The organism is Kribbella sp. NPDC050124 (assembly GCF_044460355.1).
Classification (GTDB): Bacteria; Actinomycetota; Actinomycetes; order Propionibacteriales; family Kribbellaceae; genus Kribbella.
Genome location: NZ_JBITJU010000036.1, coordinates 25,735 through 50,645 on the forward strand (window position 1 = coordinate 25,735; position 24,911 = coordinate 50,645).

At 68.7% G+C, this 24,911-nt stretch carries 23 protein-coding genes; 18 read left to right on the forward strand and 5 right to left on the reverse strand.

Annotated elements, in window-relative coordinates; translation table 11 throughout:
• Window positions 1-29: 29 nt before the first annotated feature.
• Together ACIBL3_RS43435 and ACIBL3_RS43440 are read right to left on the reverse strand one after the other, a co-directional pair.
• Complete coding sequence (locus ACIBL3_RS43435; RefSeq protein ID WP_396359873.1) at window positions 30-893, reverse strand: serine/threonine-protein kinase; 864 nt, start codon at window positions 891-893, stop codon at window positions 30-32.
• 56 nt (window positions 894-949) lie between these two features.
• The gene (locus ACIBL3_RS43440; RefSeq protein ID WP_396359874.1) at window positions 950-1,792 is read right to left on the reverse strand and encodes an alpha/beta fold hydrolase; all 843 of its coding nucleotides are present in this window, start codon (window positions 1,790-1,792) and stop codon (window positions 950-952) included.
• Between the two features lie 168 nt (window positions 1,793-1,960).
• On the opposite strand from ACIBL3_RS43440, the gene ACIBL3_RS43445 reads away from it, so the two are divergent.
• Window positions 1,961-2,344, forward strand: a complete 384-nt coding sequence (locus ACIBL3_RS43445) for a YciI family protein (RefSeq protein ID WP_396359875.1) — start codon at window positions 1,961-1,963, stop codon at window positions 2,342-2,344.
• 128 nt (window positions 2,345-2,472) lie between these two features.
• On the opposite strand, the gene ACIBL3_RS43450 is transcribed toward ACIBL3_RS43445, so the two are convergent.
• Window positions 2,473-3,462 (reverse strand): N-acetylglucosamine kinase, encoded by a 990-nt coding sequence (locus ACIBL3_RS43450; RefSeq protein ID WP_396359876.1) that lies wholly within the window; start codon window positions 3,460-3,462, stop codon window positions 2,473-2,475.
• Window positions 3,463-3,719: 257 nt separating this feature from the next.
• On the opposite strand from ACIBL3_RS43450, the gene ACIBL3_RS43455 reads away from it, so the two are divergent.
• The 10 genes from ACIBL3_RS43455 (at window position 3,720) to ACIBL3_RS43500 (ending at window position 12,883) form a co-directional block, all read left to right on the forward strand.
• Complete coding sequence (locus ACIBL3_RS43455; protein WP_396359877.1) at window positions 3,720-4,508, forward strand: sugar isomerase domain-containing protein; 789 nt, start codon at window positions 3,720-3,722, stop codon at window positions 4,506-4,508.
• A gap of 23 nt (window positions 4,509-4,531) precedes the next feature.
• A complete protein-coding gene (gene ngcE, locus ACIBL3_RS43460; protein ID WP_396359878.1) occupies window positions 4,532-5,953 on the forward strand; it encodes an N-acetylglucosamine/diacetylchitobiose ABC transporter substrate-binding protein in 1,422 nt (473 codons plus the stop codon).
• A 127-nt stretch (window positions 5,954-6,080) separates the two neighbouring features.
• Window positions 6,081-6,992, forward strand: coding sequence for a carbohydrate ABC transporter permease (locus ACIBL3_RS43465; protein ID WP_396359879.1), 912 nt, complete (start codon window positions 6,081-6,083; stop codon window positions 6,990-6,992).
• A gap of 13 nt (window positions 6,993-7,005) precedes the next feature.
• A complete protein-coding gene (locus ACIBL3_RS43470) occupies window positions 7,006-7,908 on the forward strand; it encodes a carbohydrate ABC transporter permease (protein WP_396359880.1) in 903 nt (300 codons plus the stop codon).
• A 13-nt stretch (window positions 7,909-7,921) separates the two neighbouring features.
• Window positions 7,922-9,268: an N-acetylglucosamine/diacetylchitobiose ABC transporter substrate-binding protein gene (ngcE, locus tag ACIBL3_RS43475; protein WP_396359881.1), complete on the forward strand. Its 1,347-nt coding sequence runs from the start codon at window positions 7,922-7,924 to the stop codon at window positions 9,266-9,268.
• A gap of 20 nt (window positions 9,269-9,288) precedes the next feature.
• Complete coding sequence (locus ACIBL3_RS43480; protein WP_396359882.1) at window positions 9,289-9,690, forward strand: hypothetical protein; 402 nt, start codon at window positions 9,289-9,291, stop codon at window positions 9,688-9,690.
• A 67-nt stretch (window positions 9,691-9,757) separates the two neighbouring features.
• The gene (locus tag ACIBL3_RS43485; RefSeq protein WP_396359883.1) at window positions 9,758-10,162 is read left to right on the forward strand and encodes a hypothetical protein; all 405 of its coding nucleotides are present in this window, start codon (window positions 9,758-9,760) and stop codon (window positions 10,160-10,162) included.
• 54 nt (window positions 10,163-10,216) lie between these two features.
• Window positions 10,217-11,278 (forward strand): tryptophan--tRNA ligase, encoded by a 1,062-nt coding sequence (trpS, locus tag ACIBL3_RS43490; RefSeq protein ID WP_396359884.1) that lies wholly within the window; start codon window positions 10,217-10,219, stop codon window positions 11,276-11,278.
• An 8-nt stretch (window positions 11,279-11,286) separates the two neighbouring features.
• Window positions 11,287-11,799, forward strand: a complete 513-nt coding sequence (locus ACIBL3_RS43495; RefSeq protein ID WP_396359885.1) for a 2'-5' RNA ligase family protein — start codon at window positions 11,287-11,289, stop codon at window positions 11,797-11,799.
• 28 nt (window positions 11,800-11,827) lie between these two features.
• The gene (locus ACIBL3_RS43500; RefSeq protein ID WP_396359886.1) at window positions 11,828-12,883 is read left to right on the forward strand and encodes a YihY/virulence factor BrkB family protein; all 1,056 of its coding nucleotides are present in this window, start codon (window positions 11,828-11,830) and stop codon (window positions 12,881-12,883) included.
• Here the strand turns inward: ACIBL3_RS43500 and ACIBL3_RS43505 are convergent, their stop codons facing one another.
• Window positions 12,884-14,017, reverse strand: a complete 1,134-nt coding sequence (locus tag ACIBL3_RS43505; protein WP_396359887.1) for a D-alanyl-D-alanine carboxypeptidase family protein — start codon at window positions 14,015-14,017, stop codon at window positions 12,884-12,886.
• Window positions 14,018-14,061: 44 nt separating this feature from the next.
• The gene (locus ACIBL3_RS43510; protein WP_396359888.1) at window positions 14,062-15,003 is read right to left on the reverse strand and encodes a zinc metalloprotease; all 942 of its coding nucleotides are present in this window, start codon (window positions 15,001-15,003) and stop codon (window positions 14,062-14,064) included.
• A 220-nt stretch (window positions 15,004-15,223) separates the two neighbouring features.
• On the opposite strand from ACIBL3_RS43510, the gene ACIBL3_RS43515 reads away from it, so the two are divergent.
• The 7 genes from ACIBL3_RS43515 to ACIBL3_RS43545 all read left to right on the forward strand — a co-directional run bounded on the left by ACIBL3_RS43515 (window position 15,224) and on the right by ACIBL3_RS43545 (window position 24,753).
• Window positions 15,224-16,561, forward strand: coding sequence for a glutamine synthetase family protein (locus ACIBL3_RS43515; protein ID WP_396359907.1), 1,338 nt, complete (start codon window positions 15,224-15,226; stop codon window positions 16,559-16,561).
• Entirely contained in the window at window positions 16,542-17,255 is a 714-nt protein-coding gene (locus ACIBL3_RS43520; protein ID WP_396359889.1) for a gamma-glutamyl-gamma-aminobutyrate hydrolase family protein, read from the forward strand. Before ACIBL3_RS43515 ends, ACIBL3_RS43520 begins: the two co-directional genes overlap by 20 nt.
• A complete protein-coding gene (locus tag ACIBL3_RS43525) occupies window positions 17,252-18,598 on the forward strand; it encodes an aldehyde dehydrogenase family protein (RefSeq protein ID WP_396359890.1) in 1,347 nt (448 codons plus the stop codon). Before ACIBL3_RS43520 ends, ACIBL3_RS43525 begins: the two co-directional genes overlap by 4 nt.
• A complete protein-coding gene (locus ACIBL3_RS43530; RefSeq protein ID WP_396359891.1) occupies window positions 18,599-19,375 on the forward strand; it encodes a 3-oxoacyl-ACP reductase in 777 nt (258 codons plus the stop codon).
• 9 nt (window positions 19,376-19,384) lie between these two features.
• A complete protein-coding gene (locus ACIBL3_RS43535) occupies window positions 19,385-20,110 on the forward strand; it encodes a FadR/GntR family transcriptional regulator (RefSeq protein WP_396359892.1) in 726 nt (241 codons plus the stop codon).
• A gap of 79 nt (window positions 20,111-20,189) precedes the next feature.
• Window positions 20,190-21,722, forward strand: coding sequence for an amino acid permease (locus ACIBL3_RS43540; protein WP_396359893.1), 1,533 nt, complete (start codon window positions 20,190-20,192; stop codon window positions 21,720-21,722).
• Between the two features lie 274 nt (window positions 21,723-21,996).
• Window positions 21,997-24,753 carry an AAA family ATPase gene (locus ACIBL3_RS43545; protein WP_396359894.1) on the forward strand — a complete coding sequence of 919 codons (2,757 nt, stop codon included), beginning with the start codon at window positions 21,997-21,999 and terminating at the stop codon, window positions 24,751-24,753.
• The last annotated feature ends 158 nt before the right edge of the window (window positions 24,754-24,911 follow it).

Consider the following 24,911-nt stretch of genomic DNA (forward strand, 5'->3'; position numbering starts at 1 on the left):
CTTTGCTTGGAATCGACCGGGTCAGCGGATCAGCGGGCCGCGGCGAGCAATGCGCGCCAGAGTCGGCCGAGTTGTGGCCGCCGCCTGACCTGACCGTCAGTCACCGGCATCGCGCCGTCGACGATCTCCGCGGTGGTCGGACGGTCGGCCGGATCCTTCGCCAGCATCCGGAGCAGCAAGTCCTCGATCGGGCCGGCAAGCTCCGGGCACTCCACGCTCGGCGGGACCGGGGCGGTCCCGACGTGGTCGCGCAGGACGGCTGTCGGGTCGTCGCCGGTGAACGGCGGGTGCCCGGTCAGCAGGTGGTAGAGGACGCAGCCGAGTGCGTAGATGTCGGACGCGGCGGTTGCCGGCTTGCCCAGGGCCCGTTCCGGGGCGAGGTACAAGCTGGTTCCGAGTACCTGTCCGGGGGTCGTGGTCGCCGGGTCGGTGACGAACCGGGCGATGCCGAAGTCGGCGACCTTCACCGTGCCGTCGGCGTCGATCAGCAGGTTGGCCGGCTTGATGTCGCGATGGACGACGTCGCGCCGGTGTGCCGCCGCCAGTCCGGTCGCCGCCTGCTGAACGACGTCAACGGCCCGCTCGGGTTCGAACGGGCCGTGCATCGCCAGTTCGTGGGCCACGCTGCGGCCCTCGACCAGCTCCATCACCAGGTAGTAGCAGCCGTCCTGCTCCCCGAAGTCGTAGGCCGCCACCACGTGCGGGTCCTTCACGATCGCGGCCGTGCGCGCCTCCCGCCGGAACCGGGCCGCCGCGAACGGATCCCCAAGTCCCGGCAGCAACAACTTCACCGCCACCGGCCGTCCCAGCAACTCGTCGCACCCCCGAAACACCTCGCCCATCCCGCCATGGCCGAGAATTTCGGTCAATCGGTACCGACCCGCCAGCAGCACGTCACTCCAGTACCCAGGCTCTTTGCTGCTGAATCAACAGTTGCCTCAGGCATCGGTCAGCCGGTCTGCTCGCGGATCCACTCCAGGGCAGGCTCGGTGTGGTTCAGGATCGAGATGTGGCTGTCGCCCGGGTACGTGCGCAGCGCGGCCGACGGGATGTGCTCGGCGAGCCAATGGCCGTGGGAGCAGGGGATGATGCCGTCGTCTTCACCGTGCAGGAGGAGTGTCGGCGCGGTGATCGCGGCCGGAGAGCAGTCCCACGGGATGACATAAGAACAGTCGTCGTCGATCAGGCCGTCGGGGCCGTTGGGCATCGACTTGTCGCCGGCGACCGAGCCGAGCCAGCCCCACGGGCCGTCGAACGTGGCCAGGTCGCGCGGGGTGAACTCCGGGTCGTACTCGGCGCCGGACGTCTCGTGCCGCACCTTCGCTTCCCGTCCGGCGGCGGCCGCCTGGAGTGATGCGACACCGGAGCGAATCATGCCGCCGTACCAGTCGAGACCTTCGGCGTCGTACGGCGCGATGGCGGCGAAGGTGGCGACGGCCTCGACCCGCGACCCGAGGATCGCCGCGGTGCCGAGCGCGTACGTGCCGCCGCCCGAGTAGCCCAGCACGGCGAAGCGGTCGATGCCAAGCTCGTCGGCGACCGTGGTCACGTCGGCCGCGACTCCGGCCACTGTCCGCCCCGGCGCGGCGGTCGAACCGCCGTACCCGGGTCGGTCGAAGGAGAACCACCGGATCCCGAGCCACTCGCCGGCCTCGAACAGCGGCTCGGGCGGGGCGCCCAGGTTCGGGGTGCCGTGGTGCCAGAACACCGGCAGCCGGCCGTCGTCGCCCGTCGCTGTGTCGTACACGTGCAGGGTGCGGCCGTCCGCCAGCCGGAGGTCCGTCTCGTTCATGGCGCTCACCTTAGGTCCGTGGAGGTTTGGCGAGCGGTACGTCGGAAAGCTGCCGGCGGACTCGACATTTCGGGGCACCCGAGACTGCCCGAGGGCGAAATGTCGAGTTGTCCCGGACGGCCCCGACCTCTGCTGCGAAGATCCAGCCAGACTCCGAAAGGAACGGTCATGAAGTACCTGCTGCTCATCCACAGCAACCCGATCACCTGGGGCCATCCGTCCTTCCTGCACACCGAGGAAGGAAGGAAGCTGCCGAAGAAGGCCCGCGACGCCCTGGCCAAGCAGTTGGACGACCTGCTCACCGGGTTGGACGAGTCGGGTGAACTGATCACCGCCGTACCGCTCGAACCGCCGGCGCGGACCCGGGTCGTCCGCGTCCGTGAGGGTATCCGGGCCACTACCGACGGTCCCTACTCCGAGGCGAAGGAGCAGTTGGCCGGCGTCTTCCTGATCGACGTCGCGACCGCCGAGCGCGCCGAGGAGATCGCCGCCACCATCCCCGAGGCCCAGTTCGTCGCCGTCGAGGTCCGTCAGGCGTCAGTGTTCGACTAACCCGACTCCCACTCCCAGTCCCACCCCCCGCCGCATTTGATGGGTTGACCACCGGTCTTGGGGGTTCTCCGCTGGTATACGAGTGGAGAACCCGCGACGGGAGGGGTTAACCCATCGAATGGGCGTGGCTAGCTGACCAGGCGGGTGTGATTCTCGCGGGTGGCCAGGGCGGGGTCGAGGGTGCCGAGGGCGAGCCAGGTGGCGCCTCCGACCCCGTCGCGGGCGGTCAGGACCTCACCGGAGAAGTGCCGGTGGATGGTCTCCCGGATCAACCGGCCGACCGGTGAGGATTCACCGGCGACACTTCCGGCGAGCACCATCGGGCCCTTGTCCGACGTTGTCCGCAGCCGGCCGACGGTTTCTGTGAGCAGTTCGGCTGCGCGTTTCACCAAGGCGTGCGCGGTCTCGTCGTTCTGCTCGAAGGCCCACACCACGGTCCGGGCCAGTTCGGCCAGCATCACCGGTGGACGGCCGTTCACCGCGCGGATCAGGTCGTCACGCAGTACGTCGTACCCCTCACGCTGGGCGATCGCGTGCTCGTCGCGGTCCGGCAGCACCGCCTTGGCGACGGCCTGGCCGAGCACACCGATCGGTTCACCCAGATCCAGTTTGCGCAGCACACTGCGCACAGCCTCCCGGCCGAGCCAGAAGCCGGAGCCGTCGTCGCCGAGCAGCCAGCCGTGGCCGTCGGCCGTCCGGATCAGCTGGTGGTCGCGGACCAGGCCGGCCGCGCTCCCGGTGCCCGCGATCAGCACGACGCCGTCCGGTTCCGGCGTACCGGAGGCGAAAGCGACCTCCAGATCGCCGATGAACTCCGGTTTCGCGCTCAGCCCGGCGCCGTCCCAGGCGGCGTCGAACTGCGCCCGGACGTCCGGCCGCGCGAGCGCCGACCCACCGGCCGCACCGATCACCGCGGCCTTCACCGCGCTCGGGTCCAGCCCGGCCAGCGCGGCGTGAAGCGCCTGGCCGAAGTTGGCTGCGGCACTCACGGGGTGGCTGGTCGGGTTTCCGCCCGCGGCCGCCCCTCGACCGACTACGTTGCCGTCATGGTCCGCGATCACGATCCGGGTGGAGGTGCCGCCGAGGTCGCCGCCCAGGACCAGTGCCGATGCTGGCATCAAGACCACCGAGTCCGCAGGTTCCGGCAGTTGGCGTTCGACCGACATACGCAATGCTCCAAACTGCTCGAAAGAGTGCACTAGTGGACAACAACAACCAAGGTCACGCAACGGTCCCGATCTGGGAAGAAGAGTGAGATGAGCCTTGACTTTAGCTGCCAGTTGAGAAAAGTTCTGTCCAGCAAACCGCAAACTTGCGCACTTGTCGGCACCAGGTGTGTCGCGGCGAACACATTAGTCGAGGGGTGGGGCCGCTGATGGCCAGCAGTAACCAGGGCGGACCGGGCGAGAACGGCGGGGTGAGCGCGCACGCTTATGTTCACGCGCTGACGCCGATCATGACCGCCGTCACCGAGCAGATCGACGGCCCGATCCAGGACGCCGCCGACCTGTTCACCACGGCGCTGCGCAAGAACGGCGTGATCCAGGCGTTCGGCTCGGGCCACTCCGAGGCGCTGGCGATGGAGATCGCCGGCCGGGCCGGCGGGCTGATCGCCACCAACCGGATCGCGCTGCGCGACCTGGTGCTGCTCGGCGGCGAGCCGCTCGAGCTGCTCAAGGGCGGTGAGCTGGAACGCGACCCGTCGATCGCGCGCCGGCTCTACGACCTGGCCGAGCCACACCCGGCCGACCTGTTCGTGATCGCGTCCAACTCCGGGGTGAACGGCTCGATCGTCGAGTTCGCCACCGTGGTGAAGGAGAAGGGCCACCCGCTGATCGCGATCACCTCACTGCAGCACACCGGCGGGATGGACTCGCGCCACCCGTCCGGCAAGAAACTGATCGACTTCGCGGACGTGGTGCTGGACAACCATGCGCCGTACGGCGACTCCGTGCTCGACCTGCCGAACGGCGCCAAGGTCTGTGCGGTCTCGTCCATCACTGCCGCACTGATCGCGCAGATGCTGGTCGCCGAGGTCCTGCGCCGGCTGACCGAGGCAGGTGAGACCGCACCGGTCTACCTGTCCGCGAACATCCCGGGCGGCGACGACCACAACCACGCCCTTGAAGCACAGTACGCCGGCCGGATCCGGCGTACTGCATGAAACACTCTCGGAAGGCGGGACCCATGAGCACTCCTGACAACCTGTCGCGGCGGCTGTTCCTGCAGCGCGCGGCGGTCGGCACCCTGCTGGCCACCGGCGGCAGCACACTGCTCTCGGCGTGTGCCAGCGGCGGCAGCGAAGACGAGAACACCGGCGGTGGCGGCGCCGAGCAGACGGCGGAGAACCCGTTCGGCGTCAAGTCGTCGGACCCGCTCGACGTGGTGATCTTCAAGGGTGGGTACGGCGACGACTACGCCAAGGCCCACGAGGAGATGTACAAGAAGAAGTACCCCGAGGCCACCATCAAGCACGCCGGCATCACCGACATCACGCCGCAGCTGCAGCCGCGGTTCAACGGTGGCAACCCGCCGGACGTGATCGACAACTCCGGTGCCTCCGCGCTGCCGGCGTCGACGCTGGCCACGAGCGGTCAGCTCGCTGACCTGACCCAGCTGTTCGACGCCGCCTCGATCGACGACGCGAACAAGAAGGTTCGCGACACGATCGTGCCGATCACCCTGGAGGCGGCCCAGCTGAGTGGCAAGCCGCTGCTGCTCAACTACGTGCTGACCGTCTACGCGATCTGGTACAACAAGCCGCTGTTCGCAAAGAACGGCTGGGAGCCGGCCAAGACCTGGCAGGAGTTCCTCGACCTGTGCGAGGAGATCAAGAAGACCGGCATCGCGCCGATGGCCCATCAGGGCAAGCACCCGTACTACATCGGCCAGGTGCATATGGACATGGCCGTCAAGCACGGTGGTCACGACGTCATCAAGGCGATCGACGAGCTCGAGCCGAACGCGTGGAAGCACGAGTCGATCAAGGCCGCCGCCGAGGCGATCCTGGAGATCAAGGGCAAGGGCTACTTCATGCAGGGCACCGAGGGCCTGGATCACATCCAGTCCCAGACGGCCTGGAACCAGGGCAAGGCCGCGTTCATCCCGTCCGGCTCCTGGCTGGAGAACGAGCAGAAGCCGGTCGCGCCGGCCGACTTCGAGACCACCGCGGCCTACACCCCGCTGCTGGACGGCTCGAAGCTGCCGGTCGACTGCACCGAGATCGCCGCGGGTGAGCCCTTCATCGTCCCGGAGCAGGCGAAGAACAAGGCCGGTGGCCTGGAGTACATGCGGATCATGCTGTCGAAGGAGGCGGCCGGCAAGTTCACCGAGCTGACCGGTTCCCCGACCGTGGTCAAGGGTGCCGGCGAGGGCCTCAAGCTCAGCGCGGGCGCGTCGTCCGCGGGCGCGCTGCTGGCGTCCGGTGGCGACAACAACTGGACGACGTACTTCGCCGCCTGGTACTCGACGATGGACAAGCCGATCCGCAACGTCTGGGGCGAGCTTGCCGCCGGCCGCATCACGGCCGACGAGTTCTGCACCCGGGCCCAGAAGATCGCGGACGACACCGCCAAGGACCCGAAGACCGTCAAGCAGACCCGTAGCTGAAATGAAAGAGCTGGCTGTGGGTGGATGCAAGCAGACCCGTAGCTGAGTTTTTGGGTGCATGCTGGGCTGTGGGGGGACGCTGACCCCGCAGCCCAGCTGAACCTGCCCCTGCGCTGTTAGGAGAAAGATGCGGCACGGCAGTTACCGGTTCGTCGCGAGTTTCCTCGCGATTCCACTGGCGTTGTATGCGATCTTCGTGATCTCGCCGTTCGTCCAGGCGTTCTACTACTCCCTGACCGACTGGACCGGGATCTCGCCCGAGTTCAAGTTCGTGGGCCTGGACAACTTCCGGACGCTGGCCAACGACTCGGTGTTCCGCCAGGCGCTCGGGCACAACCTGATCCTGCTGGTCGGCCTGCCGCTGATCACCATCTTCCTCGCCCTCACGTTCGCCTACCTGCTCAACGTGGGCGGGCGGTCGAACACCGCGGGAGTGCAGGGAGTCAAGGGCAACGGCTTCTACAAGCTGGCGTTCTTCCTCCCGCAGGTGCTCGCGGTCCCGGTCATCGCCGTCATCTGGTCGACCGTGATGACCTCGACCGACACCGGGCTGGCCAACTCCGTCACCAAGGCGCTCGGTCTGGGGACGTCGGAGTTCCTGGCCGACCCCGACATCGCGCTGTACTGCGTGATGTGGGTGCTGATCTGGGGCAGCGTCGGGTTCTACCTGGTCTTGTTCAACGCGGCGATGTCCGGGATCCCGAAGGACATCTTCGAGGCCGCCATCATCGACGGCGCGGGCCGGATGTCGACGTTCTTCCGGATCACCCTGCCGCTGCTGTGGGACACCATCCAGACGTCGTGGGTGTACCTGGCCATCATCGCGCTGGACGCGTACGCGCTGGTCGCGGTCATGACAGCGGGACCGGGCGGACCCGACAACTCCACTCAGGTGATGGGTCTGCAGATCGCCGACAACGGGTTCCAGTACGGCCGCGCCGGCTACGCCTCGGCGATGGGTGTGGTGCTGTTCTTCCTGACCCTGATCATCGCCGCCGTCTTGCTCCGGGCTACCCGCCGCGAGCGGATCGAATACTGAGGGGCCGACGGAAATGACCGTACCTGTACAGATCGACGTCGAGGACACCCGGTCGAAGACCGAGGCCGTGGCCCATCCCGCCGGTGGCAAGGATCGTTCCTTCAGCCCCGTGAACGTGTTCTCCCACACGGTGCTGATCGCCTGGAGCATCCTGGTCGTGGTGCCGTTCGTGTGGGCGGTGATCGCCTCGCTGAAGAGCACCGGCGAGATCTTCGGCGACAACCCGTGGGCGCTGCCCAAGGACCTGCTCTGGTCCAACTACACCAAGGCCTGGGACAAGGGCATCGGCCAGTACCTGTTCAACAGCCTGGTCGTGGTGACCGGCGGTGTCTTCGGCACCATGCTGTTCGGCTCGATGGTGGCCTACGTGCTGGCCCGCTACGAGTTCCCCGGCAACCGGTTCATCTACTACCTGTTCGCGGCCGGCATGATGTTCCCGGTCTTCCTGGCGATCGTGCCGCTGTTCTTCGTGGTCAAGGGCTTCGGGATGGTGTCGACGTACCAGGGCCTGATCCTGGTCTACATCGCGTACTCGCTGCCGTTCACCGTGTTCTTCATGCACGCCTTCTTCCGAACGCTGCCGACCTCGATCGCCGAGGCGGCGCTGGTGGACGGCGCGTCGCACAGCACCACGTTCTTCCGGGTGATGCTGCCGATGGCCAAGCCCGGCCTGATCAGCGTCGGCATCTTCAACGTGCTGGGCCAGTTCAACCAGTTCGTGCTGCCGTCGTTCCTGTCGCCGGAGAAGCCGGTGCTGTCGCAGGGCATCGCGACCCTGCTGGGCAGTCAGCGCTACGAGAACGACTGGGGCACGCTGTTCGCCGCCCTGACCATCGCCATGGTCCCGGTCATCGTGGTCTACCTGATCTTCTACCGTCAGGTCCAGGCCGGCCTGACCGGTGCCACCCTGAAGTAGCTACCCTGCCGGGGTGCTGAAACGTCGGACTGTTCTGCAGGGCGCGCTGGCCGGCGCCCTGCTGAGCGGCTGTTCCTCGGGTACGACGCCGCCGCCGGCTGTAGATCCAGCGAATCCGTTCGACGTGGCCGCCGATGCGCCGCTGGAGGTGCTGACCGGGCAGGAGTACGGCGGCTTCGGAGCGGCGGCCTACCGGAAGAAGTATCCGGCGGTCACTGTGACTCCGACCGTGTCGGACAAGCTGCGGGACCTGGTGCTGCCGCGGGTCGCGGCCGGCAACCCTCCGGATGTCGTGCTGAACACCGGCGACGGGCAGCTCGCTCTCCCGCGGCTGGTGGGGCAGGACCAGTTGGCAGATCTGCGGTCGCTGCTGGAGGCGCCGGGCTGGGACAACGCCGATGTGACCGTGCAGGACGCCGTACTGCCGGGGATGCTCGAGGCGGGGCGGTACGACGGGACCCAGCGGACCGTGAACTACGTCGCGACCGTGTACGGCCTGTGGTACTCGGCCAGCCTGTTCCAGCGGTTCGGCTGGGACGTGCCGCGGACCTGGCCGGAACTGCTTGCCCTCGGCACCGAGATGAAGGCGGCCGGGCTCGGCCCGTTCGTCTATGCCGGCGCGCACCCGTACTACGTGCTGGAGCTGGTGCTGACGCTGGCCGCGAAGACCGGCGGCCACGACGTGCTGAAACGGATCGACAACCTCGAGGACGGCGCCTGGAAGGACGAGAGCGTCACCCGGGCGATCACCGCGGTCGGCGAGCTGGCCAAGCGCGGGCTGATCGCGCCGGGCAGCCTCGAGTTCGACCACATCGCGTCGCAGAAGCGCTTCCTCGCCTCGAAGGCCGGCCTGCTGCCGTGCGGCAACTGGCTCGAGAACGAGATGAAGCCGCTGATCCCCTCGGGCTTCGTGCTGACCATGCTCGGCGTCCCGCCGCTCGACGGCTCCCCGGCCCTGGTCCGCGGCGTGCACGTCGCGGCCACGGCGCCGTACCTGGTCCCGGAGAAGGCGAAGAACAAGGCCGGCGGGCTCGAGTACCTGCGGGCGATGCTGTCCAGGGACGTCGCCGCCCAGGTCACCACCGAGTCGAACCAGCTCACCGTCGTCCGCGGCGCCGCCGACGGCTTGGAGATCGGTACGGCGCTGCGCTCCGCCCGCGATCTGCTCACCGCGGCCGGTGACCAGGTCATCACCTGGTACTTCGCCGACTGGTATCCCGACTTCGCCACCACCGCCGCCCAGGCGACCGGCCAGTTCCTTGCCGGCGGCCTCGCGCTGCCCGAGTGGACCGCCCGGATCCAGTCCGCCGCCGACAAGCTCAAGCAGGACAAGGCGGTCACCAAGTACCACCGGGACTGATTCCTGACGGCGTGCGGGAGGTGGGGACGACCGAGTGGTTCGGGGATAAGCCCGGGGCGTTGTTCCCGTGGGCGAAGGAGAAGCTCGGCGACTTCGGGTTCACGCTGCCGGAGGGACTGGACAAGGTGATCGGCGACAAGTTCGGCGGCAACGTGAGCGCCGAGCGACTGTCCGTGCTCGACCAACAGGTGCTGGTCTGGTTCCCGGCCAAGGGCGGCACCGCGAAGCTCAAGGCGGATCCGCTCTACAAGAACTTCAAGGTCCGCACCGAGGGGCGGGACGTGTTCGTCGAGGAGAACTACGACGACCAGCTGTACGGCGCGATCCAGTTCGTCTCGGTGCTGAGCCTGCCGATCGTCATCGACCAGCTCGTTCCGAAGCTCGCCGCGGCGGTCGACGGCGATCCGGCCACCAACGCGTAACGCCGCGGAAAAGATCTCGCCGGTGGGTAGGCAGCCGACGTAACCTCGTAAGAGGGTGGTGAGGTCGATGGAGTGGGTAGCTGTGCTGCTCCTGTTCGTGTTCTTGTGCGTGCTGCTGAACCTGGTGCTGCCGCAGCCGCCGGCGTCGCGCTGGCGCCGCGGCGTGCAGACGTCTGCCGGACGGATGACCCGTCGGCTGCGCCGGCCGACCGTGCCCGACCCCGACCCGTTCGACACGCTGCGCCTGCAGACCCGGCTCGGCCACCTGGCCGGTGAGATCCGGCGGATCGAGTCCGCCCCCGGGGTCTACGCGCGCGCCCACAAGCTGATGGCCGTCGAGGCGGCGTACGACGACCTCCTCGACGAAGCCTGCCGCCTGGCCGGAGTCCCCACCGAGGACGAGCTCGAACGCAGCGAAGAGAAACGCTGGCGCGAAGAACAAGCCCTGACCTCCCGCGGCTGGTCCTGGTAGCCGGTGACCCGCCCCGGTGTGGGGTGGAGCTGGGGCGCTGGCAGAATCGGGGGCATGTCTGTAGCTGCGCCTGACCCCTCCGCAGCCGGATCCCAGCGTCGCCCTCGGGTGCTGTCCGGGATCCAGCCGACGGCCGACTCCTTCCACTTCGGCAACTACCTCGGTGCGTTGCGTCAGTGGGTGGCCCTGCAGGACGACCACGACGCGTTCTACTGCGTCGTCGACCTGCACGCGATCACCGTGGAGTACGACCCGAAGGCGCTGCGGGAGCGGACCCGCCGTTCGGTGGCACAGCTGCTCGCGGCCGGGATCGACCCGGAGCGGTCCACGCTGTTCGTCCAGTCGCACGTGCCCGAGCACGCTCAGCTCGGCTGGGTGCTGGGCTGCCTGACCGGGTTCGGCGAGGCCAGCCGGATGACCCAGTTCAAGGACAAGTCCGCCAAGGGTGGCGCCGACCGGGCCACCGTCGGCCTGTTCACCTACCCGATCCTGCAGGCCGCGGACATCCTGATCTACCAGGCCGACCGGGTCCCGGTGGGTGAGGACCAGCGCCAGCACCTGGAGCTGACCCGCGACCTGGCCGGGCGGTTCAACCACCGGTTCGGCAAGACCTTCCGGCTGCCCGAGCCGTACATCGTCAAGGAGACCGCGAAGATCGCGGACCTGCAGGACCCGACCGCGAAGATGAGCAAGTCCGGCTCGTCCCCGGCCGGCATCATCGACCTGCTCGACGACCCGAAGGTGAGTGCGAAGAAGATCCGCTCCGCGGTCACCGACTCCGGCCGCGACGTCGTCTTCGACCCGGAGAACAAGGCCGGCGTGGCCAACCTGCTGACCATCTACTCGGCGCTGACCGGTCGCAAGATCAGCGAGCTCGAGGACGAGTACGCCGGCCGCGGGTACGGCGACTTCAAGAAGGACCTGGCCGAGGTGGTGGTCGAGTTCGTCACCCCGTTCCGGGAGAAGACGCTCGGCTACCTGGACGACAAGGCGGGGCTGGACGCCATCCTGGCCGCCGGGGCCGAACGCGCCCGGGCGGTGACCGAGCCGACGCTGCAGCGGGTGTTCGACCGGCTGGGCTTCGTGCCCGGGCCGGCCCTCGGATCGGGCCGGTAGGCCCGCGGATGCCGACGATCGGTGTCGCGATCCCGATTGCCGAACCCTACGGCTCGGAGCTGCAGAAGCACCGGGCCGAGTTCGGTGATCCGATGGCCTCGTCGATCCCCACCCACGTCACGCTGCTGCCGCCGACCGAGATCGACGGGGCCGACCTGGGGATGATCGACGACCACCTGCTCGAGGTGGCCGCGCGCTTCCCGAGCTTCCGGATCCGGCTGCGCGGTACGGCGACCTTCCGGCCGATCTCGCCGGTGGTGTTCGTCCCGCTGGCCGAGGGCATCTCGTCGTGCGAGGTGCTGCAGTCGCAGGTCCGCTCCGGGCCGCTGGAGGTCGAGCTGCGGTTCCCGTACCACCCGCACGTGACGGTGGCGCACGACCTGGACAAGGACGCGCTGGACCGCGCGTACGACGCCCTGGCCGAGTACGACTGCGCCTTCGACGTCGACGCCTTCAGCCGCTACGAGCACGGCGCCGACGGCGTGTGGCGCCCCCAACGCTCGTTCCCCCTGAAAGGCTAGGCCTCCGCACCTCGGGTACAGGAGACAGATGAACGTGAAGGCGGCCTGGAAGCGGTTCAGCCGGACGCAGTTGTGGCGGGCCTGGACGCGGTACGGCGACCGGCGGGGCAACCGGCTGGCGGGGGCGACGACCTTCTTCGCGTTCCTGTCGATGTTCCCGCTGATTGTGCTGGCGGCCGCGGTCGTCGGTTCGCTGCTCGGTGACGACGCGATCGAGAGACTGAAGGTGACGCTGGACAAGACCCTGCCCGGGATCGGCGACCGGATCGACATCGACGCGCTGATCAGCCACGCCAGCACCATCGGGCTGATCTCGGCTGTCGCGCTGCTGTTCACCGGCCTGGGCTGGATCGACTCGCTGCGGGCCTCGATCCGGTCCATGCACGAGCTGGACGACGAGCCCGGCAACATCGTCCAGCTGAAGCTGGTCGACTTCGGCGCGCTGCTCGGGCTGGGCGCGGTCGGCGTGATCGCCACCGGCGCCTCGTCGGTCCTCGCTGGGCTGTCGGCGCGCATCATCGACTGGGCGGACCTCGAAGGGACCTGGCTGGCGCAGTGGGGGATCGAGGCCTGCAGCATCGTGCTCGGCATCGGCGCCGGCGCCGTACTGATCCTCTACATCCAGACTGTGTTGCCGCGGATCATCCTGCCGCGCAAGGTCGCGCTGATCGCCGCGCTGGCCGGCGGGATCCTGTTCTACGCGGCGCAGAAGCTCGGCAACGCCTACGTCGACCACGTGATCGGCCGCAACGCGGCGTACGGCGCTCTGGCGTTGCCGCTGGCGCTGCTGGTGTGGATCTACCTGCTGACCAGGGCGATCATGCTGATCGCGGCCTGGAGCAAGGAGGCGACGCTCGACGCGCAAGCAGTAGCGGAGGCGGTCGCCGAGCCGGCGCCGGAACCAGAGCCGGTGGAGGTCGAGGAGCCGCTGCTCCCCGGGCCGCCTGGCAAGCGCTACAAGGTGGTGCCGGTGCCGCAGAAGAAGGCGGACACGGTTGCCGTCGCAGCTGGTGCACTGCTCGGCGTTACAGTCAGCGCTCTGGCCATGCAGGTGGCCAGAGCGGCCCGCTCCATCCGTCGCTAGCTAGTGTCGGCGCCTGCGGAGGGCGCGGGGCCGTCGGAGGAACAGGCCGAGGAGCAAGACCGGTGGTGCGGCGTAGGCCCACGGCGGGATGCGTACGACGAGGGACTGGACTGCCTGCCCCGGGTTGAGGACCGTGCGGCTGCGCGGCGGCTGCGTCGTACCGGACTCGGACTGCTTGCGGCCGGCCGGGCCGCTGGCAGCCTTCGACGGCGGTGCCGCGGCGGGCTTGACCAGGGTGCCGACCGGGTTGAGCTGGTCGTAGTTCTTGAATGTCCAGCTGAGCAGGTTGGTCGCGTCCGTGGTGATGCCGTGCGGTGCGTTCATCAGCGTGACCACCAGGGTGTGGCCGTTGCGGCGGGCTGCTCCGACGAACGTGTTGCGCGCCAGCGTCGTGTACCCGGTCTTGACGCCCAGTGCGCCGTCGTAGTTGAACAGCAGCTTGTTCTGGTTCGCGACCTGGTACGTGCCCTTGTTGCCGACGTTCGGGAAGGCCGTGTACTTCGTCGCCGCGTACTTGGCGAAGTCCGGCCGTGCCAGCCCGGCTCGCGCGAACAGGGCCAAGTCGTAGGCGCTGGAGTACTGTCCGTCGGCGTCCAGACCGGTCGGGTCGGTCACGGTCGTGTCGAGCGCACCGAGCTCCTTGGCCGTCTGGTTCATCCGCTGGATCGTGCCCTTGACGCCACCCTGGTCCTGGACGCACAGGGCGTGCACCGCGTCGTTGCCGGACGCCAGGAACATGCCCTGGAAGAGCAGGTCGACCGTGTAGCGCAGCCCGGGGTAGACGCCGACCTTGCTGCCCTCGATCCCGGCGTCGTCGTCGGTGCCGACCACCACGTTCGACTTCTTGAGCCGGGGCAGCAGGACGAGCGCGGTGAGGGTCTTGAGCGTGCTGGCGGGCCGCATTTTGGCATGCGGCGCCTTCGCGGCCAGCACTTCGCCGGTGTCGATGTCGGCGACGACGTACGCCGATGCCTGGACAGCCGGCGGTGTCGCGCCATCGGCGACCACCGTCGGCTTCGTGGTCAGCAGGTCGCCGCCGACCGGGCCTTGTGGGCCCTGGCCGGCGGCGGTTGCTGTCAGCGGACCGCTGGCCACCAGTGCGGCGGTAGCGGCTGCCGTCAGAAGCACACGCATCGGCGGCACTCTAGACGGCCTTGGGGTTAGGAGTCACGCCAAGGTCAGGCTCGGTACGCGGTCCACATGTTGCTGATGCGGGTGCTCTGGCCCGGAGTGAACTGGTTGTAGCAGGCGTCGTACGAGTAGTCCATGTAGTTGTGGATCGGGTCCAGACCGGGCAGCGAGCAGGAGTCGCGACCGGACGGGCAGCCGCTGGTGGCGCTGCCCTGGGCCGGGGTGTCGGAGACGGAGTCGTTCGTGCTCGTGCAGCCGCCCTGGAACGTGTGGTAGAGCCCGAACCAGTGGCCGGCCTCGTGCGTGGCGGTCTTGCCGAGGTTGTAGTTCGTCGCCGAACCACCCGGCAGCGAGGTGTACTGCACCCGGATGCCGTCGATCGACGGGTTGCTCGCGTAGTCCCACGGGAACGTCGCGATGCCGAGGTAGGAGAAGTTGACCAGCCAGATGTTCAGGGCGTTCGCCCCACCCCTGCGGGTCTGGGAACGGTAGGTCGTGCTCTGGCCGTCGCGGTGCCAGGTGCTGTTGTTGTAGCGGTAGGTGCCGGCCAGGTAGAAGCTGAAGCCGGTGTTCGCGGCCTGGGACGACTCGCCACCGGCGAAGTTCTGGTTCAGCTCGGCGATCTGCTGCGAGATCTGGGTGTTGGTCACGTCACCGGCGCCGGAGCTGCTGCGCATCACGTGCACGTACACGGGCACGCTGGCGGCCGCGAGCGTGCCGGCCTGCGGCGCCATTTTGCGGGCTGCCTTCGCCTTCAGGATCTGCGCGGTCCTCGCGTCGATCGCCTTCTGCTCGGCCACCGACAGCTCGCGGTGGTCGGCCTCCTGGCCACCGCGGGCCGACGTCGGGTCGGCCGGCTGGAAGCACGGGTTGCCGACCTGGTCGACCGGCAGCTTCGCCGACGCCTGACCACCGAGTGGGCTGAAGGTGAGCGCCGTACCGGCCAGCAGAACGGCCAAGGCGCGGGGACGGGTGATGAAAGATCGCATAGGAGCGTCCTCCGTGAATCGGGCCGCTTGGGCGGTGCGGCCGAATCCCCCGATTTTCCGCACGATCCCGGCAACTGCAAACCCATCCGATGACAGTTGAGTGCCACGGCACCACCGCGCCGGGCGTTGACAGCGGCGGGGTAGGCTTGAGTCAATGGACTGGATGTAGACCAATAGACCCGTGGGAGTGGCTGTGGCTTCTGGTGGTGGGAAGTTGAGCGTGCAGGAGCTGCGGGACCTGGTGGCTCGTGGTCAGGTCGACACCGTGCTGGTGGCGATCACCGACATGCAGGGCCGGTTGCAGGGCAAGCGCTGCGGCGGGAGGTACTTCGTCGAGGAAGTGCTGAAACACGGCACCGAGGGGTGCAACTACCTGCTCGCCGTGGACGTCGACATGAACACCGTGGACGGCTACGCGATGTCGTCCTGGGCCCGCGGGTACGGAGACATGGTGATGGCGCCCGACCTGGACACGCTCCGGCTGGTCCCCTGGCTGCCCGGCACGGCGCTGGTGCTGTGCGACGTGGAGTGGCTGGACGGCACGCCGGTGGTGGCGTCGCCGCGGCAGGTCCTCAAGGCGCAGCTGGAGCGGCTGGCCGACCGCGGCATGAAGGCGTACGTCGGCACCGAGCTGGAGTTCATCGTCTTCGACGACACCTACGAGTCAGCCTGGGACAAGCGCTACCGCGACCTCACCCCGGCCAACCAGTACAACGTCGACTACTCGCTGCTCGGCACCGCCCGGGTCGAGCCGCTGCTGCGCGACATCCGCAACGGGATGACCGGCGCCGGCATGTACGTCGAGTCGGCCAAGGGCGAGTGCAACCTCGGCCAGCACGAGATCGCCTTCCGGTACGACGAGGCCGTCGCCACCTGCGACAACCACTCGATCTACAAGACCGGCGCGAAGGAGATCGCCGCCAAGCACGGCAAGAGCCTGACCTTCATGGCCAAGTACGACGAGCGCGAGGGCAACTCGTGTCACATCCACCTGAGCTTCCGGTCCGTCGACGGCGCGGCGGTGCTGGCCGGTGACCGCGAGCACGGGTTCTCCGCGCTGATGGAGCAGTTCATCGCCGGCCAGCTCGCCTGCCTGTCGGAGTTCACCTACCTGCTGGCGCCGAACATCAACTCCTACAAGCGGTTCACCAAGGGCAGCTTCGCGCCTACAGCGGTCGCGTGGGGCCTGGACAACCGCACCTGCTCGCTCCGCGTGGTCGGCCACGGCGAGTCATTGCGGGTGGAGAACCGGTTGCCCGGTGGCGACGTCAACCCGTACCTGGGAGTCGCCGCGATCATCGCCTCCGGGCTCTACGGCATCGAGAACGAGCTGGAGCCCGAGCCGTTGCTGGAGGGCAACGCCTACGAGTCGGACAAGGAGCACGTGCCGTCGACCCTGCGTGAGGCGGCCGCGCTGTTCACCGGCTCGAAGATCGCCCGCCAGGCGTTCGGCGACGAGATGGTCGACCACTACGCCAACGCGGCGCGGGTCGAGCTCGACGCGTACGACGCCGCCGTCACCGACTGGGAGCGCATCCGTGGCTTCGAACGCCTCTAGGCCGCGCATCGGCATCACGACGTACCTCGAGCCGGCCACGTGGGGGATCTGGCAGCGCGAGGCGGCGCTGCTCCCGCGGGTCTACCTCGACGCGGTCGTTGCCGCCGGCGGCGTACCGCTGCTGTTGCCCCCGGTCGGCACGGATCCGACCATCCTCGAGTTGCTCGACGGTCTGGTCGTATCGGGCGGCTGCGATGTCGATCCAGGCGCGTACGGCGCTCAGTCGCATCCGGAGACGGTCGACACCAGGCCTGGCCGGGATGAGCACGAGCGGACCCTGATCAGCGCGGCTCTCGATCAGGACCTGCCGTTGCTGGCGGTCTGTCGCGGTCTGCAGATGCTCAACGTCACGCTCGGGGGCACGCTGCACCAGCACCTGCCGGAGGTCGTCGCTCACGACGCGCACCGACCCTCACCGGCGGTGTTCGGCACCACCGAGGTCAAGGTCGAGCCGGACACCCTCGCCGCCCGGATCTTCGGTGATCGCGCGAGCGGCCGTTGCTACCACCACCAGGCCCTCGACGTGGTCGCCCCGAGCTTGCGGGTGACCGCCCGGGCGGGTGACGGGACGGTCGAAGCCGCCGAGGTGGACGGGCACGACTTCGCCATCGGCGTGCAGTGGCACCCGGAGGAGAACGCGGAAGACCTGCGCCTGTTCACCGCACTGATCGACGCATCCAGGAGAGCTTCATGACCTACGACGTGATCAACCCGGCTACCGAGAAGGTCGTCCGGACGATCTCGCCGGCCGCCGAGGCGGACGCGGACGCGGCGATCGAGCGGGCCGCGAAGGCCTTCGAGACCTGGCGGAACGTCACCCCTGCGGATCGCGGCCGGCTGCTGCGCCGCTTCGCCGACGTGGTCGACGCCGACCTGGAGAACCTGGCCGCGCTGGAGGTCGAGAACGCCGGCCACACGATCGGCAACGCCCGCTGGGAGGCGGGCAACGTCCGGGACGTGCTGACCTACTACTCGGCGGCGCCGGAACGCCTGTTCGGCAAGCAGATTCCCGTTGCCGGCGGCATCGACGTGACGTTCCACGAGCCGCTCGGCGTGGTCGGCGTGATCGTGCCGTGGAACTTCCCGATGCCGATCGCCGGCTGGGGTTTCGCACCCGCGCTGGCGGCGGGCAACACCGTCGTACTGAAGCCGGCCGAGCTGACTCCGTTGACCGCGCTCCGGCTCGGCGAATTGGCGCTGGAGGCCGGGTTGCCGCCGGGTGTGTTCGAGGTGGTGCCGGGCAAGGGATCGGTGGTAGGGCAGCGGTTCGTCACGCATCCCGCCGTACGCAAGGTGGTCTTCACCGGGTCGACCGCGGTCGGCAAGCAGATCATGGCTGGCTGCGCCGAGCAGGTGAAGCGGGTGACGCTCGAGCTCGGCGGGAAGTCGGCCAACGTCGTGTTCGCGGACGCGGATCTGGAGAAGGCCGCGGCCCAGGCGCCGTACGGCGTGTTCGACAACGCCGGCCAGGACTGCTGCGCGCGGTCGCGGATCCTGGTCGAGCGGACGGCGTACGACCGGTTCCTGGAGCTGCTCGAGCCGGCGGTGAAGGGGTTCAAGGTCGGTGATCCGAGCGATCCGGCGACCGAGATGGGGCCGCTGATCTCGGCCGAGCAGCGCGCCAAGGTCGAGTCCTACGTGGAGAACGTGGCCTTTCAGGGCACGGCGCCCAGCGGTCCCGGCTTCTGGTTCCCGCCGACCGTGCTCGTCTCGCCGAGCGCGCGGGTGCTGCGGGAGGAGATCTTCGGGCCGGTCGTCGCGGTCGTCCCGTTCGAGGACGAGGCGGACGCCCTGCGGATCGCGAACGACAGCGAGTACGGGCTGTCCGGGTCGATCTGGACCCGGGACGTCGGCCGCGCGCTGCGGGTCGGCCGCGGTGTCGAGGCGGGCAACCTGTCGGTCAACTCGAACTCGTCGGTGCGGTACTCGACGCCGTTCGGCGGCTACAAGCAGTCCGGTCTCGGCCGCGAGCTCGGCCCGGACGCGCTGGACGCGTTCACCGAGACCAAGAACATCTTCATCAGCACGGAGGACTGAATGGACGTGAAGGCAAGCCGGCTGGAGGGCCGGGTCGCGGTGGTCACCGGCGGCGCGAGCGGGATCGGCCTGGCCACGGTACGGCGGCTGGCCGCGGAGGGCGCGCGCGTAGTCATCGGTGACCTCGACCCCGCCGCCGGAAAGGCTGCCGCGGACGAGGTCGGCGGCATGTTCGTCGCCACCGACGTCACCGACGCAGCCGCGGTCGACAACCTCTTCAAGCAGGCCTTCGACACCTACGGCAGCGTCGACATCGCGTTCAACAACGCGGGCATCTCACCGCCGGACGACGCGTCGATCCTGGACACCGGGCTGGAGGCGTGGCGCAAGGTTCAGGAGGTCAACCTGACCTCGGTGTACCTGTGCTGCAAGGCCGCGATCCCATACATGCAACGGCAGGGCAAGGGCTCGATCATCAACACGGCGTCGTTCGTCGCGGTGATGGGCGCGGCCACGTCGCAGATCTCGTACTCCGCGTCCAAGGGCGGCGTGCTGGCGATGAGCCGTGAGCTCGGCGTCGAGTTCGCCCGGCAGGGGATCCGGGTCAACGCGCTCTGCCCGGGACCGGTGAACACGCCGCTGCTCACCGAGTTGTTCGCGAAGGACCCGGAGCGGGCCCAGCGCCGGCTGGTGCACGTGCCGATGGGCCGCTTCGGCGAGCCGGAGGAGATCGCGGCCGCGGTCGCCTTCCTGGCCAGCGACGACGCCTCCTTCATCACCGCCAACACGTTCCTGGTGGACGGCGGCATCTCGGGCGCTTATGTGACTCCGATCTAGTCTTTGACCATGGTTGCCCAGGCAGACGACGCGTTGTTTCGGCCGGTCCGGACCGGGAACCCGTTCGAGGAGACGGTCGAACGGTTGCTGCAGGCAATCAAGCTCGGAGTCGTGGTGCCGGGGGACCGGCTGCCGTCCGAACGTGACCTCGCGGCCCGGCTGAACGTCAGCCGGGTGACCTTGCGCGAGGCAATCCATGCGCTGACCGAGGCGGGGTACGTCGAGTCCAGGCGAGGGCGGTATGGCGGGACGTTCGTCAACGAGCGGTTGCCGAAGCCTCGCCGTACTCCGGCCAAGCGACTGGCCCGTGAGCTGGGTGATGGCCTGGATGATGCCTTGGTACTGCGCGCTGCCTTGGAGACCGGGGCTGCGGAAGCGGCGGCTGCTCGCTCGTTGAGCGTCGGCGAGCAGGAGCACCTCCGCCGTTGCCTGGCGGAGACTTCGGCCGCTTCATTGGCTGACTACCGCCGTCTGGACTCGCGGTTGCACTTGGCCATCGCGGAGGTCACCGGCTCGCCTTCGCTGACCTCCGCGACGGCCGATGCCCGGATGCGGCTGAACGAGCTGCTCGACGCGATCCCTTTGCTGGAACGCAATATCGAGCACTCCAACGAACAGCACGAAGCGATCGTGGACGCGATCCTGGCCGGCGACGTCGAGTCCGCCCGCCGCGCCATGCAGGAACATCTCTCCGGCACCGCAGCCCTCCTCAGAGCCTTCCTCAGTTTCCCTTGACAGGGGTTGTGGCACATGTCTCAATGATCTCCAAAGGTCTAGGGGGAGACCATTGAGGCTGCTGCCCTAGGAGGCCCCGGTGAGCAAAGAGTCCCTTGAACCCACTGGCCTGACCGACGACGAGAAACGCCTGCACCAGCTGGGGTACGCGCAGGAGTTGTCCCGGACGATGTCGGGATTCTCCAACTTCGCGGTGTCGTTCACGATCATCTCGATCCTGTCCGGCTGCCTGACGCTGTACGGGTTCGGGATGAACACCGGCGGTCCGGTGATGATCGTCTGGGGCTGGCCGATCGTCGGACTGATGACGTTGTTCGTCGGCCTCGCGATGGCCGAGGTGTGCTCGAGCTACCCGACCGCGGGCGGCCTGTACTACTGGTCCGCCAAGCTCGCGCCGAAGAACGGCCCGGCCTGGTCCTGGTTCACCGGCTGGTTCAACTTCCTCGGCCAGGTCGCGGTCACCGCGGGCATCGACTTCGGCGCCGCGTTCTTCCTGAACGCTTTCCTCGACCTGCAGTTCGGCTTCAGCGCGACACCGGGACACACCATCCTGCTGTTCGGCATCATCCTGCTGGTGCACGGGTTGCTGAACTCGCTCGGCGTCAAGCTGGTCGCGCGGCTCAACGACATCAGCGTCTGGTGGCACATCGCCGGCGTGCTGTTCATCGTCGGCGCGCTCGTCGTGCTGCCGGACAACCACCAGTCGGCCGGGTTCGTGTTCGGTGAGTTCGTCAACAACACCGGCTGGGGCTCGACCTTCTACGTCGCCCTGCTCGGCCTGCTGCTGGCGCAGTACACCTTCACCGGGTACGACGCCTCCGCGCACATGACCGAGGAGACGCACGACGCGGCCCGGTCGGGTCCGCGCGGGATCGTGATGTCGATCCTGGTCTCGCTCGGCGCCGGGTGGGTGCTGCTGATCGGCCTGACGTTCGCGATCCAGAGCTACGACGGCGCCCTCGAGAGCGAGACCGGCGTACCTCCGGCGCAGATCTTCATCGACGCGGTCGGGCTGACGATGGGCAAGGTGCTGCTGCTGGTCGTGATCGGCGCGCAGTTGTTCTGCGGGATGTCGTCGGTGACGGCGAACTCACGGATGATCTACGCGTTCTCCCGGGACGGCGCGCTGCCCGGGTCCTCGTTCTGGCACCGGATCAACCACCGGACCCGGACGCCCACCAACGCGATCTGGCTGGCCGCCGGTGGCGCGTTCCTGCTGGGCCTGCCGTACCTGTGGAACGCGACCGCGTACGCCGCGGTGACGTCGATCGCGGTGATCGGGCTCTACATCGCCTACGTGATGCCGACCCTGCTACGGCTGCTGCAGGGATCCAACTTCCAGCCTGGCCCGTGGTCGCTCGGCCGTTGGAGCCGGCCGATCGGCATCGTGGCGATCGCCTGGGTCGCCTTCATCACGGTCCTGTTCATGCTGCCCCAGGTCAGCCCGGTCAGTGGCAGCACGTTCAACTACACGCCGGTCGCCGTACTGGTCGTGCTGGGGTTCGCCACGGTCTACTGGTTCGCTTCGGCCCGCCGCTGGTTCAAGGGCCCGAAGGTCCAGGGCACCGAGGAGGAGCTGGCCGCGATCGAACGCGACCTGGAATCCATCTAACTTTCAACCACAACGACTCGGCCGCCGGGGTTTCCCGGCGGCCGAGTCGTGCGTTGTCGTCTGTTGCCGCGCGTTGTCCACAGGGGGCGGCTGCCATCTCGTGCCCCGGCACAACAGTGCCGTCCGGACCGCTCATATCAGGCCTGCATCCGGTGACAGGATGGTGACGGGATGGTTTCCTCATGTGACACTCGCCGTGTCGAACGGTCGTTGCCTGTGATAATCGGCGAGGGCCAGTAAAAAGGATGGCGGCCTTCGAGGAGTTATGTGATCGATGACTGACGACGAGCTGGTCGGGCGCGCCGGACTGGTCGAGCGTGCGCGGAAGCAGCTCGAGACCAGCGGCAGCGTGCTGCTCTACGGCCCGACCGGGATCGGCAAGTCAGCTCTCGGCCGCGCGCTGGTCGCGGATCGCACCAAGGCGGGCTGCCGGGTGCTCAGCGCCGCTCCGTCCCAGTCCGAAGCCGGTCTCCCGTACGTCACCCTTCTCGACCTGCTGTCCAACCAGTTGGAGCTGGCCTGGCAGGTCCTGCCCGACCACCTCCGCCAGCCGCTCGAGGTGGCTCTGCTGAAGGCCAGTGCGCCGGACACTGTCCGCGACGAGCTGGCCGTGCGCCTCGCCGTACTGCATGTTCTCCGTCGCCTGGCGGCCGGTGGGCCGGTGCTGCTCGTGGTGGACGACATCCAGTGGGTGGACCCCTCCAGCCTCGAGGTCCTGACCTTCTGCGCCCGCCGGCTGACCGACGGGGTGCACATGCTCGCCACCGAGCAGGTGGCTGACGGCGACCTCCCGGTGATGGCCGATGCGTGCCCCGAGCCCGTGCTGCAATTGGAGGTGCCGCCACTCACTGAGCCCGACGTGCTCGGTCTGCTGCGGCAGCGTCTGTCCAGCCCGCTGCCGGTGCGCACGGCCCGCCGCATCTTCACGGCGAGCGCAGGGAATCCCTTCATGGCGCTGGAGCTCGGCCGCGCCGTGCTCCGGCATCCGCAGGGTGTCTCGCCGAACGATCCGCTCCCAGTGTCCAGCCGGCTCAAGACCCTGCTCGGCGACCGCTTGGCCGACCTCTCGACCGGTGCGCACGAGCTCCTGCTCCACGCAGCCTCGTCACCGCGCCCGACCACGACTCAGATCGCGCAGTCCCTGGGCCGGCCGATCGACGGCGAGTTGGCCGAGGCGGAGGCGCTCGGGCTGGTCGACGTGTCCTCCGAGCGGCTGCGGTTCACGCATCCACTGTTGAGGGAGTTCGTGTACGCCGAGGCGACGTCGGCTGCTCGTCGTCAGGCTCACGCGCAGCTCGCGGCCGTGGTCGACGAGCCGGTCGAGAACGCGACCCACCGTGCGCTCGCCACGCAGGAGGCCAACCCCGAGCTTGCCGTCACCATCGAGGAGGCCGCCGCCGTCGCGGCCGGCCGTGGTGCGCCCGGTGCGGCTGCGACGCTGTGGCGACTGGCCGCCGAGCGTACGCCGATCAGCCTGCCCGACGACCGTGCTCGACGCCTGACCCGAGCCGCCGACGACGCCGCGGCTGCCGGTCACCTCGCGGAGTCGGCCGAGATGGCGCGTCACGCCGTACAGGCGGCAACGAATCCAGAGACGAAGGTGCCGGCGCTGTTGCTGCTGGTGGACGCCGCGTGGCCCGATCGGGACCGGCGGGTGGAGTTGCTGGCCGAGGCGTTCGAGGCCGCGGTCGGGAACACGCGGCTCGAGGCGCGGGTCCGGATCATGCGCAGCCACAGTGAGTACTTCGACCGCCGCCTTGACGAGGCGCAGGAGGACGCGCGGGTCGCCGAACGGCTGGCCCGGGAGTGCGGGGACACCGAGGCGGTCGTCGACGCGCTGAGTGCGGCTTCGTCGGTGCAGATCGCGCGGGATGCCGAGCAGACCGCGGACGCGCTGCTGCAGCAGGCGGCCGAGCTGTCGCATGACCTGCCGCTCACCAAGACCGTGGTCAACGCGCGGCAGATGGCGGCGATGCGGGAGTTGTTCCGCGGCCGGACCACGGAGGCGATCTCGTCGATCAGCGCGCTGGTGGACGAGGTCCGCGACGGCGGGGCGATGCGGTGGCTGGCGTCCGTGCTGATCTCGGCGACCGCGATCTACGAACGCAGCGGGCGGGGCGCGGACGCACTCGCCGCGGGCCACGAGTGCTACCAGTTGATGCAGGACATCGGCGAAGAAGCCGAGGTCGGCATGATCATCGCGAGCCGCGCGGAGTGGGTCGGCGGTACGGCGGCGATCGGCCGGCACTTGGCCGAGGCTGCGCTGGAGCAGGTCCGCCTGGTCGGGAACGACGAGTGGACCGGGCCTGCCCTGGCTTCGCTTGGCCTGATCGGCGTGCTGACCGGGGATCCGCAGCGCGCGGTGGAGGCGTTCGACGCGATCGCGGACTCGGGGGAGGCGGCGATGCCGTTCGACCCGGCCGTCATCCCGTGGCACGCGGACTACGCGGAGGCCTTGGTCGCGGCCGGGCGGCTGGAGGACGCGGCGACGTTGATCGCCGAGATCCGCCGTCGTGCCGAGACCCTGGACCGTGCGGTCGTGCGGGTCGGGCTGGCGCGCTCCGAGGCGTTGCTGATTGCCAAACAAGGAGATCCGGCCGCCGCGCTGGACTTGTTGGAGAAGACGATCAGTACGGCGGGGGACCGCGTCTACCCGCTCGACCTGGCCCGATGCGAGCTCACGCGCGGCCGCGTCGCCCGGCAGGCTCGCCGCCGTTCGGTCGCGCGGACGGCCTTCCTGGACGCGATCGAGCAGTTCGAGGCGTACGGCGCCCCAGCTTGGCGTGAGGTGGCGGAGACCGAGCTCGCGCGCCTCGACGTACCGAGCCGCAGCCGGCAGCCGTCGGAGCTGACCGACAACGAGCTGCAGATCGTGTCGATGGTCCGCGACGGCTCCACCAACCGCGAGATCGCCGCCGCCCTCTACCTCAGCGTCAAGGCCGTCGAGTCCCAGCTCACCCGGCTCTACCGGCGCTTCGGTGTGGCCAACCGAACCCAGCTTCTGCGCATGGTCGATCGGCCGAATCCGTAGTTGAACGCCGTACCGGTCTGCAGGGAGACCCTTGAGTGACCCGCCGGTAGCTTGGCATCCCTTGCCGTCCGCTCCGCGATGGACGAAGGTCTTTCGCAGTGAGCTCGCCCCTCGCGCCGGGGCGGCCGAGTGAGGCGCGGCCGCCCCGTCTTGGGACA

Bases quoted from the DNA above. Each gene is read 5' to 3' on its own strand.
- ACIBL3_RS43440 (WP_396359874.1), bottom strand. From the start codon at position 1,792: ATGAACGAGACGGACCTCCGGCTGGCGGACGGCCGCACCCTGCACGTG.
- ACIBL3_RS43445 (WP_396359875.1), top strand. From the start codon at position 1,961: ATGAAGTACCTGCTGCTCATCCACAGCAACCCGATCACCTGGGGCCAT.
- ACIBL3_RS43450 (WP_396359876.1), bottom strand. From the start codon at position 3,462: ATGCCAGCATCGGCACTGGTCCTGGGCGGCGACCTCGGCGGCACCTCC.
- ACIBL3_RS43455 (WP_396359877.1), top strand. From the start codon at position 3,720: ATGGCCAGCAGTAACCAGGGCGGACCGGGCGAGAACGGCGGGGTGAGC.
- ngcE (WP_396359878.1), top strand. From the start codon at position 4,532: ATGAGCACTCCTGACAACCTGTCGCGGCGGCTGTTCCTGCAGCGCGCG.
- ACIBL3_RS43465 (WP_396359879.1), top strand. From the start codon at position 6,081: ATGCGGCACGGCAGTTACCGGTTCGTCGCGAGTTTCCTCGCGATTCCA.
- ACIBL3_RS43470 (WP_396359880.1), top strand. From the start codon at position 7,006: ATGACCGTACCTGTACAGATCGACGTCGAGGACACCCGGTCGAAGACC.
- ACIBL3_RS43485 (WP_396359883.1), top strand. From the start codon at position 9,758: ATGGAGTGGGTAGCTGTGCTGCTCCTGTTCGTGTTCTTGTGCGTGCTG.
- trpS (WP_396359884.1), top strand. From the start codon at position 10,217: ATGTCTGTAGCTGCGCCTGACCCCTCCGCAGCCGGATCCCAGCGTCGC.
- ACIBL3_RS43495 (WP_396359885.1), top strand. From the start codon at position 11,287: ATGCCGACGATCGGTGTCGCGATCCCGATTGCCGAACCCTACGGCTCG.
- ACIBL3_RS43500 (WP_396359886.1), top strand. From the start codon at position 11,828: ATGAACGTGAAGGCGGCCTGGAAGCGGTTCAGCCGGACGCAGTTGTGG.
- ACIBL3_RS43505 (WP_396359887.1), bottom strand. From the start codon at position 14,017: ATGCGTGTGCTTCTGACGGCAGCCGCTACCGCCGCACTGGTGGCCAGC.
- ACIBL3_RS43510 (WP_396359888.1), bottom strand. From the start codon at position 15,003: ATGCGATCTTTCATCACCCGTCCCCGCGCCTTGGCCGTTCTGCTGGCC.
- ACIBL3_RS43525 (WP_396359890.1), top strand. From the start codon at position 17,252: ATGACCTACGACGTGATCAACCCGGCTACCGAGAAGGTCGTCCGGACG.
- ACIBL3_RS43530 (WP_396359891.1), top strand. From the start codon at position 18,599: ATGGACGTGAAGGCAAGCCGGCTGGAGGGCCGGGTCGCGGTGGTCACC.
- ACIBL3_RS43535 (WP_396359892.1), top strand. From the start codon at position 19,385: ATGGTTGCCCAGGCAGACGACGCGTTGTTTCGGCCGGTCCGGACCGGG.
- ACIBL3_RS43545 (WP_396359894.1), top strand. From the start codon at position 21,997: ATGACTGACGACGAGCTGGTCGGGCGCGCCGGACTGGTCGAGCGTGCG.